The organism is Pelotomaculum propionicicum (assembly GCF_004369225.1).
Taxonomy (GTDB): Bacteria; Bacillota; Desulfotomaculia; order Desulfotomaculales; family Pelotomaculaceae; genus Pelotomaculum_B; species Pelotomaculum_B propionicicum.
Genome location: NZ_QFFZ01000071.1, coordinates 1 through 12,713 on the forward strand (window position 1 = coordinate 1; position 12,713 = coordinate 12,713).

16 protein-coding genes and 1 riboswitch are annotated in these 12,713 nt (G+C 50.6%); of the genes, 13 read left to right on the forward strand and 3 right to left on the reverse strand.

Features of this window, described 5'->3' with window-relative positions; genetic code table 11:
* Nucleotides 1-137: 137 nt before the first annotated feature.
* Nucleotides 138-608 (forward strand): DUF6147 family protein, encoded by a 471-nt coding sequence (locus Pmgp_RS17780; RefSeq protein ID WP_134215805.1) that lies wholly within the window; start codon nucleotides 138-140, stop codon nucleotides 606-608.
* Nucleotides 609-637: 29 nt separating this feature from the next.
* On the opposite strand, the gene Pmgp_RS17785 is transcribed toward Pmgp_RS17780, so the two are convergent.
* Complete coding sequence (locus Pmgp_RS17785) at nucleotides 638-1,429, reverse strand: DUF4367 domain-containing protein (protein WP_134215807.1); 792 nt, start codon at nucleotides 1,427-1,429, stop codon at nucleotides 638-640.
* A 7-nt stretch (nucleotides 1,430-1,436) separates the two neighbouring features.
* Nucleotides 1,437-2,018, reverse strand: a complete 582-nt coding sequence (locus Pmgp_RS17790; protein ID WP_134215809.1) for an RNA polymerase sigma factor — start codon at nucleotides 2,016-2,018, stop codon at nucleotides 1,437-1,439.
* A 53-nt stretch (nucleotides 2,019-2,071) separates the two neighbouring features.
* Nucleotides 2,072-2,158, reverse strand: a riboswitch (cyclic di-GMP riboswitch).
* 262 nt (nucleotides 2,159-2,420) lie between these two features.
* Between Pmgp_RS17790 and Pmgp_RS17795 the strand changes: the two genes are divergently transcribed.
* A complete protein-coding gene (locus Pmgp_RS17795) occupies nucleotides 2,421-3,122 on the forward strand; it encodes a DUF1287 domain-containing protein (protein ID WP_243119945.1) in 702 nt (233 codons plus the stop codon).
* Between the two features lie 37 nt (nucleotides 3,123-3,159).
* On the opposite strand, the gene Pmgp_RS17800 is transcribed toward Pmgp_RS17795, so the two are convergent.
* Nucleotides 3,160-4,173 carry an alpha-hydroxy-acid oxidizing protein gene (locus Pmgp_RS17800; RefSeq protein WP_134215811.1) on the reverse strand — a complete coding sequence of 338 codons (1,014 nt, stop codon included), beginning with the start codon at nucleotides 4,171-4,173 and terminating at the stop codon, nucleotides 3,160-3,162.
* Nucleotides 4,174-4,548: 375 nt separating this feature from the next.
* Between Pmgp_RS17800 and Pmgp_RS17805 the strand changes: the two genes are divergently transcribed.
* The 11 genes from Pmgp_RS17805 to Pmgp_RS17860 all read left to right on the forward strand — a co-directional run bounded on the left by Pmgp_RS17805 (nucleotide 4,549) and on the right by Pmgp_RS17860 (nucleotide 12,584).
* Nucleotides 4,549-5,031: a CBO0543 family protein gene (locus tag Pmgp_RS17805; RefSeq protein ID WP_205078091.1), complete on the forward strand. Its 483-nt coding sequence runs from the start codon at nucleotides 4,549-4,551 to the stop codon at nucleotides 5,029-5,031.
* Between the two features lie 204 nt (nucleotides 5,032-5,235).
* Nucleotides 5,236-7,068, forward strand: a complete 1,833-nt coding sequence (locus tag Pmgp_RS17810) for a TolB-like translocation protein (RefSeq protein ID WP_134215813.1) — start codon at nucleotides 5,236-5,238, stop codon at nucleotides 7,066-7,068.
* A gap of 301 nt (nucleotides 7,069-7,369) precedes the next feature.
* Nucleotides 7,370-7,585: a hypothetical protein gene (locus Pmgp_RS17820; RefSeq protein WP_134215815.1), complete on the forward strand. Its 216-nt coding sequence runs from the start codon at nucleotides 7,370-7,372 to the stop codon at nucleotides 7,583-7,585.
* A gap of 52 nt (nucleotides 7,586-7,637) precedes the next feature.
* Nucleotides 7,638-7,745 (forward strand): stalk domain-containing protein, encoded by a 108-nt coding sequence (locus Pmgp_RS20965; RefSeq protein ID WP_427910054.1) that lies wholly within the window; start codon nucleotides 7,638-7,640, stop codon nucleotides 7,743-7,745.
* Nucleotides 7,746-7,806: 61 nt separating this feature from the next.
* Nucleotides 7,807-7,983 carry a hypothetical protein gene (locus Pmgp_RS19890; protein ID WP_192903011.1) on the forward strand — a complete coding sequence of 59 codons (177 nt, stop codon included), beginning with the start codon at nucleotides 7,807-7,809 and terminating at the stop codon, nucleotides 7,981-7,983.
* Nucleotides 7,984-8,001: 18 nt separating this feature from the next.
* Nucleotides 8,002-9,405, forward strand: coding sequence for a TolB family protein (locus Pmgp_RS17835; protein ID WP_134215819.1), 1,404 nt, complete (start codon nucleotides 8,002-8,004; stop codon nucleotides 9,403-9,405).
* A complete protein-coding gene (locus Pmgp_RS17840; RefSeq protein WP_134215821.1) occupies nucleotides 9,402-9,725 on the forward strand; it encodes a hypothetical protein in 324 nt (107 codons plus the stop codon). The genes Pmgp_RS17835 and Pmgp_RS17840 overlap by 4 nt, the downstream gene beginning before the upstream one ends.
* A complete protein-coding gene (locus Pmgp_RS17845) occupies nucleotides 9,680-10,501 on the forward strand; it encodes a hypothetical protein (RefSeq protein WP_134215823.1) in 822 nt (273 codons plus the stop codon). The genes Pmgp_RS17840 and Pmgp_RS17845 overlap by 46 nt, the downstream gene beginning before the upstream one ends.
* A complete protein-coding gene (locus tag Pmgp_RS17850) occupies nucleotides 10,501-11,442 on the forward strand; it encodes an ABC transporter ATP-binding protein (protein WP_134215825.1) in 942 nt (313 codons plus the stop codon). Before Pmgp_RS17845 ends, Pmgp_RS17850 begins: the two co-directional genes overlap by 1 nt.
* Nucleotides 11,429-12,274 (forward strand): ABC transporter permease, encoded by an 846-nt coding sequence (locus Pmgp_RS17855; protein ID WP_134215827.1) that lies wholly within the window; start codon nucleotides 11,429-11,431, stop codon nucleotides 12,272-12,274. The genes Pmgp_RS17850 and Pmgp_RS17855 overlap by 14 nt, the downstream gene beginning before the upstream one ends.
* A 1-nt stretch (nucleotide 12,275) precedes the next feature.
* Nucleotides 12,276-12,584 carry a hypothetical protein gene (locus Pmgp_RS17860; protein WP_134215829.1) on the forward strand — a complete coding sequence of 103 codons (309 nt, stop codon included), beginning with the start codon at nucleotides 12,276-12,278 and terminating at the stop codon, nucleotides 12,582-12,584.
* The last annotated feature ends 129 nt before the right edge of the window (nucleotides 12,585-12,713 follow it).

Consider the following 12,713-nt stretch of genomic DNA (forward strand, 5'->3'; position numbering starts at 1 on the left):
TACTTGATTTTATTGGCTTCGGTACCCGTAATTTAAGGGAACCGGTTCCCAAACTACCATCCATCATCCATATAGTTCCTTAACTGGAATTATGGCTGTTCGGTGGTCCTAAATCTATTATACGAGGGGAATGTGGTATGAAGGGGTATTGGAAAAGTGTGTTGTCTTTGATGTTGGTGGTTGTTTTTCTTGGACTGGCTTGTGCCGCTTATGCGGCGCCGGCAGGTCTGAAAGCGCCGCCGGAACCAGGTAAGGCGTATCAGGAAGCGGGTATTGAATCTTTGCAGTATCTACAGGACTGGGGGTGTGATTTAACTTCTGGCGGGGGAGGGTATATCAATATAAGCGGTTTTACCCGGGCCTATCAGGACGTGGACTACATCATGGTGAGGCTGTACCTGCAGCGCTGGAACGGCAGCAGTTGGGTGGATTTGGCAAGCTGGCCTTTTGAAAACTATAATACTTCCTACGCAAGCGGGGTAAAAGGCTTACAGGTAGCGGGAGGTTATTACTATAGGACAAGGGCGGAGCACAGCTTGACCCATGATGGTTTTACTGAACCTGCCACACCTGCAAGATCTTATTCCACTTCAACTTATATTGAATGAACTAATAACGGGGCATAATAGCCCCGTTATTAGTTCATGGATTCAATTATTTTCACAGCTTCTTCTTGTGGTATCTTTCCTTCCAGTCCGTATACAACACCCCGTTTCATCCAGGTGATCCTTATGCTTTTATTTTTGAACGCTATGATTTTGCCATCACTGTCCCCAATTTTAATATTCTGTACAACTGCGTCTTCCATATCGTATCCATATCCCTGGACGTAACTGTCAGGCGTATTCATTTCAGTTATCTGAAAATAATCGGAATCATTGCCGTTATATCTCAATGTGACTTTTGCCGTGTCCTTTACCATCCCTTGGAATTTAACCTGTTCAAGTTTAAATCCCTGAGCCACATATTGAGGGACTACGAATGGAAAAGGGGAAGCCGACTTAGCTTCTTCAAGGGACATAATCTTTTCCTGTTGTATTAAAACTTCTTTGAAATCTTCCGGTGGAGGAGATACTCCGTTGAGTTCATCATTTTTGTATTCGGTTGCGACATTAACCTGCGTGCCGCTTAAAAGTGTTTCCACTGTACGGGTTATTTTTTCACCTATCGCTCTGGCTTTTACAGGAAAAGACATGGAAAAAGCTATGGTTAAAAGTATGATGACACCAACAGCTGCTATAAACTTCCAGGTTAAAAAAATTTTCCATTTGTTCATATTTGACTTGCGTTGTAAAGATCGTTGTTCTTTTAGCTTTTTCTCAAACCTGGCCCACGACTCTTCCAGCGGCGGCGGGGTAGCTGACCCCACCATTTCGCGCACCGCTTCTTTTATAAGTCTTTCCATTTCGATATCAGCATGTTGCTTCAAAGCAATTTCACCTCTTTCGGTTCTGTAACTCAACTGTACTATGGCGGTTAAGACGTTCTTCCGGATCCATTATTCTTTTGAGTTCTTCTCTGGCCCGAGCCAAGCGGGATTTAACTGTCCCTGCCGGTATACCGGTTTCAGTGCTGATTTCATTAACTGACATATCTTTATAGTATTTTAAATAGAAAACACGCTTATGCTCTGGTTGGAGAATTCTAATATGTTGTTGAATTATTTGTTTTTTCTCTTTCTCTAATAAAACAGTTTCCGGGGAAATCAACTGGTTGTCCGAGTAAATATCCCTTGCTTCGGCAAAGAGTGTCGTTACGGAACGATGGCGGATAATATCCCTGGCTTTATTGGCGGCTGTGCGGCACAGCCAGGCTTCCAGTTTAGAAGGATCTTTAATTTGTACAATTTTATCCATGAGCTTTAAAAAAGCCTCGTGAACAACGTCTTCGGCCAGGCCGGCATCATTGGTGATAAAAAATGCTGCTTGATATACTTGTTTATAAAACAATTCGTAAACAAGCCTGAAGGCCCGGCTATCGCCACTATTCAGTTTCTTAACAATTATTTCCCCCTTCAAATGAAAAAACCTCCCAATAATATTAACAGGGCAGGGAAGGCCGCTTTGATATATACGGCAGCCTGGCGATCATAACCTCCCTGGCTTTAGACCCACGGCTTTGCGTCCCCGTCTTTCGTTCGGGTTTGCCTTTCTTGTTAATGCTAAATTCTGCAATAATAAGACATTTCCTTCTAACCTGGATTAAATTTACATAGAAATATATTCCCTGAAGATAGCTCCCTTTTGAATGACTGCAAATAAAATACATCCAATCTTGTAACAAAGAGTTATATTGTGGTACTGTTATGTGGTACTGTTATATAGAGGTAAATCTGCAACAACAAATAAACTCGAAACACTTTGAGAGTACTTAGGTAGTAATTTTTTTAACTTGAAACAAGCATGAGAAAAGAAAAACGATTGCTGATAACTAAAACCTTGCTGTTTTTAATAATCGCCATGTTATTGCTGTTTTGTTTGTTTGAGTGGCGGCGCCTTAATCTAAGCCGGCCTCGTATAGACCTAAGCAGGTTGGTTGAACCACGCTGTGCTGTCGAGAAAGTCGTACTGACGAGCGACAAGGATGGTGACGGCATCTACGACCTGGACGACATTGTCGAGGGGGCGCGTAAGGACCTACAGGCGAGGCCCACATATAAGGACGCCTACTACGCCGGGGGATACCCGCCTGATAATGAGGGTGTCTGCACGGATGTGATCTGGCGGGCGCTGCAAAACGCAGGGTATGATTTAAAAGGGATGATGGACCAGGATATCAAGGAAAATCCGGATGATTATCCACGGGTGGGTGGTAACCCCGAACCGAATATTGACTTTCGCCGGGTACCGAACCAGGAGGCGTTTTTTAAAAAATACGCCGACAGGCTTACTACCGAGATTAAACCTTGGGAGGCGGAGAATCTAAAGCAGTGGCAGGGCGGCGACATAGTTGTATTCGGCCCGCCCTATGACCACGTCGGAGTAGTTTCGGACAAGAGGCGGGCGGACGGGGTTCCCCTTCTGATCCACAACGCCGGTCCCTGTACCAGAGAAGACAATGGGCTTCTCACCTGGCCATCCCCGTTGAAATATCATTTTCGTTTCCCCAAAACTTACAATTAAAAATCCCACAGGTTCTGAACCTGTGGGATGTCGCATTTTAAACCAGGATTCTGTTGTCAATTTCGGCTAACGTTCCACACCCCGTGAGGATCATGGACTGTGTCAGCTCTGCCGTCATCATTGACAGGATAAATTTTACCCCTTCAGCCCCTCCGCCAAAAGCGCCGGTAATTAAAGGCCGTCCGACTAGAACGGCATAGGCGCCCAGGGCGAGGAGTTTCAATGCGTCCGTACCGGAACGCACGCCACCGTCTGCCAGGACTGTTATATTTTTGCCGACAGCCTTAACTATACCGGGTAAGACTTCTGCCGCGCCCGGGGTGTGATCCAGAATGCGCCCGCCGTGGTTTGATACAACTATGGCCGAGGCTCCAATTTCAACAGCGGCTTCTGCCTCATCCACAGTCATAATTCCCTTTAAAATAAAAGGCAGGCGCGTTGATTTAATGATTTCCTTCAGTTCTTCCCTGGATTTTGGCCCCACCGGCTGGCCTTTGAGGGTCATGGTAACCAGTCCGGCGCCGTCTATATCTATGCCTACCGCTGGCGCGCCTGCGTTCTCAGCTTGTTGAATCTTCTCAATAATAGCTTCCTGTGAACGGGGCTTGATGATTGGAATGCCCCAGCCGCTTTCAGCTGTAATCGCATCTACTCCTGATTCATACAAACCGGGAACCGCTCCGTCGCCGGAAAAGCCCAGAGACCCGGCCTGTCTGCTGCCGGAGATGATCATGCCGATGAATTCCCTTTCTGTAAGCGCTCCACCCATATTATACGGTGTTCCTGTTATGGGCGCGGCCAGGATAGGGGGTTGAAGTTTAAGCCCGAAAAGAGTCAGGCTGGTATCAGGGTCTTTGGCTTCGTGGATGGTTCTCATATTCAGGCGGTAGCGGGCCAACGCTTCCAGGTTGGCCATGAAGGCCGACCCCGAACCAACACCGCCCATTCCGGGTACTTCACCGGCGCAGGCCCGCCCGTTACAGAATGTGCAGATACGGCAGTATCCCTTTAAGTTTTCCTTCGCCTTTTCTTTTATCTGCAAAAAATCCATTAGAAGCAATCCCTGTATTAATATACCATAGGTGTGCGGTCAAAAAAACAGGAAAGAAAGCATGGGTTATTCTTGTTTTTTCGGGTTGAGAATGGAGTGTAACTTACAAACCTACAGCCAGCATCTGTTTAAGAAAGTAGGAATTATTTCATAATTGGACAAGGATATTATGGCATTGATGCCGAATTTAACTATCTATGCCATAATGAGGTGAGTAGAATTGGATTAAAGCGTTTTAAGAATCTATATAAAAGATAGTTTGGCGAGGCTGACGCTGTGTAAGCAGCGGCCTTTTCACTTCTTATGGGTTTAATAGTATATCCTGGCTGTTATAGTAAAAAATATTTGTAGCAGCTAAAATAAGGACGTGTTTTTTTGACTGCGGAAGAGTGGATTCAGTACGGAGCAATGGTTGTTGCCATAACAGCGCTTATCCTAAAGTGGAAAGGAATGAAGAAATTCGTTGCGGTTGGCCTGTTTGCCAGCTTTTATGCCAATCTCTGGTGCTTTATTGCCGCGCATTACCACCTGTGGAATTATCATGCCAACGTTATTGTGCCGGCGGTAACAGATTTCTCTTTGTCTGCTAATTTTGTAGTAGTTCCAATAATAGCTATGTTTTGGGTCAGATATTGTCCGCTCAGGTTTAAAGAGATGATTCTGTGGGCCTTTTTATGCACAACTGTTTTAACCGGCGGCGAGGTTATAATTGAAAGATTTACGGAGGTGTTGAAATACCACAGCGGTTATGACTGGTACTACTCATACGTTTTGTGGTTCTTTAGCTGGTTCATATGGTATGGTTTTCATCTGTGGCTGAATGATTGGCGCAGGGATTTAGACAGCTTTTTTAAGTAAAACCTATAACCCGTCGGTGATCATAGGAGTCGTACCCATGGTTTTCAACTGATCATTTACATAGTAAGTTGACTTGCCAATATATAAGTGAAATATTTATCTGCAGGTAGAGACTCCAACCAGTGTAACAAATAACCGTTTTCCAGTACAGTATGTGTGAAAGGTATCAGGTGAATTGCATTTGAAATCTGGAGGGGTGTCTTCGTGCGGCTTAAGATGACACAATTGGTGGTTTTGCTGGTACTGGTTTTAATTGCCGTCGGGTGTGCGGGACGGACGGAAAAAAGCAAGAATATCGAAAACCGGGAGCAAAACGGCCTGCCGTCAATAGTGGAAAAATCGCCCGGTGTGCCTGAAATCGGCGGTTTGGCTCCCGGCGATATGCCGCTTTGTTGCAGCCCGGACTTGAAGACCGTTTACGTTATGAACTATGCGGACCCCGAGCCAGAGTTTGGGGTTATTATCGGTGATTATACTATACCCGTAGACCTCTACCGCCTGGACAACGGTCAAAGGACAAAAGTTGCCTCCGGCATTCCTTTCATTACCCTGGCCCGCTGGTCCCCCGACGGCAAATACCTGGGGATAGCGGGAGGTCGTCAACTGCATGTTCTTAATTTCGAAGACAACAGCCTTGACTCGGTAAATAATTTGGTAAACATTCCTTCGGCAGTGTTTTTCGGCTGGTCGCCCGACAGCAAGACGGTTTACGTCGAGAACAAAAATGTTGTGAACGGCGCCGTGTTTAACGTGGAAAGCCACGAGGGGCTGCCCTCATACAGGATAAAAGAACGTTTCCCCTTTTTCAAGGCAAAGCTGTCCGACAACCTGTTCCTTGGAACAGTTATGAGTGATCTTTCAACGTCCGAAACGGTTATTATGGATGGGGAGGGGCACGCGCAAAAAAGCGTGGGCCGGGGAAAATTCCGTGACTTGGCCGGAAACAGCATCTTGCAGGTGGGCAAAGGCGACTTCGGCCTCGCCTTTTATGCCGATGTGAATGCCCCTGAAGGCGTGCTTCTGACAGATAAATTCATATACCAGTGCCAATTTCTTCCCCAGGGCGGCATTATCTATACCACTCCAGGGGAGACAGGCGCAAAATTGAGCTATGACCTGACCGTAGTCACACAAAAAGAACAAAAGACAGTCAAGGTTTCCGGCCCGTACTTTAATGTCTGGCCGGACGGCAGGTTCGTGGATGTCTGCGGCTGCCGGGCGGAAAGACTGGACCTGCCGGAGTTAGCCGTTGTACATCAACAAGACCGCCATCTCTACGAAGAAGAGAAGGACAAAATCATTGCTTGCGCGAGGGGTGCGATATCCGCTTATATCGAGTATTATCACCGTTTTAGTAACCTGGATGATCAGGCGCTGAAGCAAGAGTTGAGCCGGTACTATGCGGACACCCGGGAACCGGTGGAGCAGGTCGCATTAACCGATATATATGAGGAACTCAGGAACAGGCCATCGGCGCCCTACCTGCGGGCCGACGAACGCCATCTCACCGGGCAAATAAAATTTATGGAAATTCACGATAATGACAGGGCCACATTGGTGGCAGGCTTTTTATCCACCTGGCAAATGTTTGTCCCTTCCGGTGACAACGATCGCGGTGTCCTTCCCAACCCATCGGCAGTCAGCGGCTCATCTTTTGAGACCGCCTACGAAATGATCAAACTGGACGGAAGCTGGTACGTAACAGGCCTGAGCACTTTTCCCCGTTCCCGGGAGAGGCAAGAGATCGCTGAACTGGTGGATGATTTTATCGCTTACTCACAAAGTAACGGACCCGCCCCTGTCCAGGACGAACAGAGCCGGCAATTCTACGAACAGATCAGGGGGAAGGAGGTTAGAGCGGGGCAAATTCAATTCTGGAACATGAGCGATCCCTACCGGTCTCCCAATGCCGAACAGTCTAATTTCGCCCTTGTTTACCTGTACGCCGGTGAGGCCAGATACAAGTTGGTTTTCAGCCGTGAACAGGATTGGCGAATTGAAAGTATCCATGATTCCAGCCATCCGGGATTGTTTTAATAAGGACATGTATACCCCAAAACGTCCTTCCCGGTCAGTAACTTAAAGCAATTTCTCATAATTGCGTTTTCCATATAGAATACGCCGGATTTCCACGATGCCATCGCTGTCGTATACGACATAGAAAACAAGATAGTTATCGACTACACGGTTCTGGTATTGATGAATACAACCAGAGCAATTTTGTCGCGCATTGGTGGTATGCGCTCCCGCACATAGCACTTTTTTTAATGTGTGTATTAACGCTTTATAGTTATTTCTCACAGAAATAACGGGATGTAAAGGAGGAATACGTATAAAGATGATGGATAAAACTTTCTATGTGCAGATCAAAAAGAAGAAGCTGCTGACCAATCTAAAACTTAATAATATATACCCCAAACAGCGCCTAATTAGTGAATTCCATAGCATTATTGAAGAGTTAGAAAAGCAACCGGATGATGTTTTCCTTATTGATTTTATTTCTTCACCTTCTTTTTGTCTAACTATAACTTCATTTAAAGGAATAGAAAAATGATCAAAATCCGTATATTAGCGCCCTTTCTATTACTTGTATGCTTTACGTTCTTATGGACGGCCGCACCTTGGTTCCGCTACGGTTTGTTGGTGAATATTTAGGGGCCGATATTCAATGGGACGGCGAGAAGAGGGTAATAACCATCGAAACAGAAACTTAAAATCAAAATGATTGAAAGAATCTTGTCTCCATTAGATTCGGTTTTTAAGGAGTTAATAGTTTTGGAGATTAAAAAGCCCGTAGAAACCCTGCGGTTTTTCCACGCTTTTTTTACTTTATGGCAAGTCCAAATCAATTCAGAACCGGCCGTCCGGATGATCCATTACCGGGCGCTTAGGGCACTGAGGACCGATTACTCAAGTAATGAAGAGCGGGGTGAAAGAATTGCCCGGGGGTGACAAAAAAACGATAAAGAGATGGGGAAAGTTACTCCACTCAGTGGATACCGCAACAACGGTGAAAACCGGGCGGAGCCGGAGCTTGCGTCCGGCGGGGGCTCCCTGGGTACACTTTTGGCCCATATGCGGCGGGTGCGCCAGGCAATACCGGTCAACGAGCGGCTCAGGGAAGAGTTAAGGGCGCGGTTGACCGGAATGCAGGCTGAGATCGGGGAAAACCAAAGCCGGGCTGCTTCGGCAGCAGCCGGGGAGGGCGGGGCGGTATCCCCTTTCACCGGAGGCGGCCGGAGCCGGCGGCCGCACTATTTATGGCTGTTCCCGGCAGCGCTGCTGTTAGTGGCCGTTTACTGGATCTGGTGGTCGGCGGCAGCGCCTAAAACGCTGGAGGCGGGCCCTGCCAGGGAAATAGGCCGCTTTTGGCTGGAGGATAATCCGCTGAATTTTGCCTGCGGACCCGACGGGCGGGGTTTTTTGGCCGCAAGGGGCGGTTCCTTGCATTTGCTGGACCAGTACGGTAATCAAACCGGCACGGTCAAGCCCCCCAAGGAGCAGTCCTACGCTTCGCCCGCCCTGTCCGGAACCGGTGATAAGTTGGCGCTGGTGCGGCGTTACGACGCGGGGGGCGAGGAGATTATCACAACTGTTATGCCCTCAGTTCCGCTGGAACCCGGCGTCGCGCAACTGGTGGAAACGGCTTTGGCCAAGGCCGAAGTGCTGCTGAAGGTGGAACAGGGGAAAAGCCTGTCCGGCCTCGCCTGGTCGCCCGACGGACAAATCCTGGCCTGCTCCCTTGGTGTATCCGGGGGGAACAATGAAATCTACCTGCTGGCAAAGGGCAGGGAACCGGTGTCCCTGGGTGCGGGAAGACATCCCGCCTGGGCCCCGGACGGCTCCCTGCTGGTGGTCGAACGGATTGACGATTCCGGACAGCCGGAACTCTGGCTGACCGGTCCGGACGGCGGCGAAGTACGCCTCACGGAAGGGGAGCGGCCGGCGTGGAGTTCCCGGGGATATCTGGCCTTTATCAGGGTTAAAACAACCGAGCGGGTGCTTACCTACAGCCCGGACGGCTCACCCCTGTTTACAGCGCGGCAGCGCCAGGGGGAGATCAGGTTCGTCAACCCGGGGCGCAAGGGCGACCTTCTCCTCAAACAGCCGGATGGACGTATGCTTTTGGGCGACCGGCTGCTGCTGGCTCCGGATACCAGGCCCGGGGGAGAGGAGCTAAACTGGTTGCGCAGGCTGGAGTCGGAAGGTGTACGGGAACCACGGGCGCTTTTGCTGGAGCCGTTAAGCAATTTTCAGGACATAAACTTCAGCCCGGACGGCAAAACCCTGCTGGTTGCCCGCCGGGACGGAGGGACGGTGGCGCTGGTGCAGGTGGGTTTGTATGAAAGGTTGACCAGGTGGGGTGATCGTTGATGAGGAAAAGAATTGTATTATACAGCAATATTTTATTGTGCGCTCTGATGGCTATAGCTGTTGTCGCCGCGGCTTTTCCTTCTTCCGCCGCGGCCGCGGTGGAAATGAAAGTGCGGCCCGGGCTGGGCGGCCTGTACAAGACGGAACAACCCCTGGAGCTGTTGATAACCTTGCGGAATTCCGGCCCGGAGTTCAAGGAAAGTTTGTCGTCAACTTTAGCGGTGTTCAATACGGCTCCTTGCGACAGGTTTACGCTTACGGGCTGCGGCAGGGAATGGGGAGCATTGAAGGCAGCCTTTACCTTGAAGGGAAGAGCTTAAAGGGAGACCTGGTCAACCAAACCGGCCTGGACCTGCGGGACAGCAGGCTGGTCCTGGGCGGCCGGGTGATCCGGATCGGCCGGATTCCCGCCGGGGGTACGGTGCACATTGAGGAAAAGCTAGAGGGATTGAATATTCCGCCCGGACCGGAAATGCTTTTGGCAGAGCTGGGAGGCAGGGGAAACCAGCCGCGGCCGGGAGATCCCTTTTTCCGGGAACGGCAGATATTGTCTGAAAATGTATACGGAGAACTCGGGTGGCCGGCAGGCATCCAGTTTATCGGATGGCACGACGGACCGCCGGGGGTTTTTGAGGTGGCGGGAAAGCCCGGCCAAAGGGAAGACTGCGGCCTGGTGCTGGTTAAACAGGCAATTAAGATGGATATAGCCGCCGGCAGGTTCCACCTCCCGGCAGGGTTTATTACGCCGCGCCGCGGAGATCTTAAATATACAGCTCTAACCGGCGTCGAGTCAAAAGTAATCTATGACGGTCATGTCAACCTGGTTTACAATATCGACGACGCTGGCATACGGAGCAATTTCAAGATTGAAGCTCTCGATATTCAGTATATACAGGGGCAGTTCGCCTCCCCGGTGGAAATATACAACTGCCAGCAGGATAAGTGGGAGCAGCTTCCGGACGGTGGGAGAAGAATTACGGCGGACGAACTGTCCCGGTACCTGAATGACAATAAAGTCCGGCTCAAGGTGGCGGGGGAATCTCCAGCCCCTTATCCGGTTTGGCCGGGTTTGGCGGTGGAAGGAGTGGTGTCCTGATGATCAGATTTAATGGAGTAAGCAAGCACTTCGGGGCCGTCAGGGCTCTTGACGTTTTTAGCCTCGAGGTGCGCGAAGGCCTGGTTTACGGACTGATCGGGCCGAACGGCGCCGGTAAAACCACGGCCATGAGCATCCTGTCCACCCTCCTGCTGCCCGATGCGGGCACAGTCACGGTGGACGGCCTGGACGTGGTCAGGGAAGCGGGGGAAGTGCGGGGCAGGATCGGGTATATGCCCGACTTCTTCGGAGTGTACGACGGCCTGCGGGCTGCCGAGTACCTGGAGTTCTTCGCCGCCGCCTACCACATTCCCCCGGCAGAGCGGCAGCGCCTGGCAAAGATGCTGCTTGAGCTGGTCAACCTGCCGGATAAGGCCGACGTTTATGTCGACTCCCTTTCCAGGGGGATGAAACAAAGGCTGGCTCTGGCGCGCTGCCTGGTCCACGACCCCAGGGTGCTGATCCTGGACGAGCCGGCTTCTGGCCTTGACCCCAGGGCCAGGGCCGAGATGAAGGAAATCATCAGGCACTTAAAGCATTTGAGCAAAACTGTTTTAATCAGCTCCCACATCCTGCCGGAGCTCGCGGAGATTTGCGACGAGGTGGCCATTATGGACGCAGGAAGGCTCGCCGCCTGCGGGACGGTGGCGGAGATAACCGCAGTATCCCGCGGCGCCAGGCAGATGAAGGTGGAAGTACTGGACAGGGCGGAGGAACTGGCGGGCTTCCTGGCTTCCCGTTCCGGTATCGCAGAGCCTTTAGTAGACGGCCCGGCGGTAAAGTTCTTTTTGAACGGGGAGCGGGCTGAACAGGCGGCGCTGCTGCAGGAAATCATCTACGCAGGCTGGCCTGTGGCTGAGTTCGGTGAAGTCAGGCGCAACCTGGAAGAGGCCTTTATGGCTGTAACCGGCGAGGGAGGCGAAAACATTGAGGGAAATTAACCCGGTTTTGCTGAAAGAACTGCGCCAGCGGTTCCGCACTCCAAAAACGTCGTGGCTGCTGGCCCTTTACCTGCTGGTCATCGGCGCCTTCGTCCTGGGATTCATGTATTTGAACTGGCGCCATTCTCCTGGCATCTTTCAACCTTCCCGCAGCCGGGAACTTTTCATGATGCTGAGCGTTACCCAACTGGTCTTGCTGGCCTTCGTCACACCCGGGCTGACCGCCGGTGTCATCAGCGGGGAGCGGGAGCGTCAGACGCTTAACATCCTGCTTACCACCCGGCTCACCGCCCGGCAGATCGTTTGGAGCAAGCTGGTTTCCTCCAGCGCCTTTGTGGTGCTGCTGGTGGTGGCCACCCTGCCGCTATACAGCATAGTGTTCTTGTACGGCGGCGTCGCCCCGGGGCAGGTATTGGGGGTATTCGGTTCCCACCTGGTGACCATGTTCCTCTTTGGTTCCATCGGTGTGGCCTGCTCCTCTTTTTTCAAAAGGACGGGCGTAAGCACCGTCACGGCCTACGGCCTGGCCTTTGCCCTGTCGGCAGGCACCGGCTTCCTGGCGGTATTCTTGTATCAAATGGATCGTTTCCAGCACCAGGAAGCCTGGAACCCGGCGGCCTGGTCCTCGGGCTTTATTGCAGGTGCCGTGGAATTTTTGCAAAATATCAACCCGGTATTTGTATTGATGAAAATATTGGGGCAGGGCGGGATTGATACGGGTGTAAGCCTGGGCCTGCCTTACTGGGGAATTTATACTGTGTTTTACTTGGCCTTAGGCGTCCTGCTCCTGTATTGGAGCGCCCGCCTGCTTTCCCCGCGGAAAAGAGGGTAAGATGTCACACAACTGGCGCTACGTGCGTATTGCGGTCTACGATGTGCCTAAAGTCCAACGGGGTTGGGTATCCCGGGAGTACCTGGCTGCCACGGAAGAAGCTGTTCCTCTGGAAGGCAAACTCCCCGTCGGAACAAGGATCTATTACGGGCCAAATGCCGAAATCGTCCCTGGGTTTCCCACGGAAGTTGACCTCCACTATCAAAAAGTTCACATTGTTGAAGAAAAAGGGGAAATGGCTTACGTTTCTGGCCCCGGTGGGTGGAACGCCTGGGTTTACAAAAAAGATATCGTCTTTGACCCGTTTTAGACACTAGCGTGACTTTACCAGCCAAAACAAGTAATGCCTTATGGTACTTAGATTAATGGCAATAAAACGTATAGACTAATACATAATATCTTCTAAAGCATGTATTGACATAGCTCTTAGAATAGTGTA

What these genes read in the sequence shown, in the direction of transcription:
- Pmgp_RS17850 (WP_134215825.1), top strand. Translation starts at nt 10,501, where the DNA reads ATGATCAGATTTAATGGAGTAAGCAAGCACTTCGGGGCCGTCAGGGCT.
- Pmgp_RS17800 (WP_134215811.1), bottom strand. Translation starts at nt 4,173, where the DNA reads ATGGATTTTTTGCAGATAAAAGAAAAGGCGAAGGAAAACTTAAAGGGA.
- Pmgp_RS20965 (WP_427910054.1), top strand. Translation starts at nt 7,638, where the DNA reads ATGGACGGCCGCACCTTGGTTCCGCTACGGTTTGTTGGTGAATATTTA.
- Pmgp_RS17835 (WP_134215819.1), top strand. Translation starts at nt 8,002, where the DNA reads ATGGGGAAAGTTACTCCACTCAGTGGATACCGCAACAACGGTGAAAAC.
- Pmgp_RS17780 (WP_134215805.1), top strand. Translation starts at nt 138, where the DNA reads ATGAAGGGGTATTGGAAAAGTGTGTTGTCTTTGATGTTGGTGGTTGTT.
- Pmgp_RS17860 (WP_134215829.1), top strand. Translation starts at nt 12,276, where the DNA reads ATGTCACACAACTGGCGCTACGTGCGTATTGCGGTCTACGATGTGCCT.
- Pmgp_RS17820 (WP_134215815.1), top strand. Translation starts at nt 7,370, where the DNA reads ATGATGGATAAAACTTTCTATGTGCAGATCAAAAAGAAGAAGCTGCTG.
- Pmgp_RS17845 (WP_134215823.1), top strand. Translation starts at nt 9,680, where the DNA reads ATGGGGAGCATTGAAGGCAGCCTTTACCTTGAAGGGAAGAGCTTAAAG.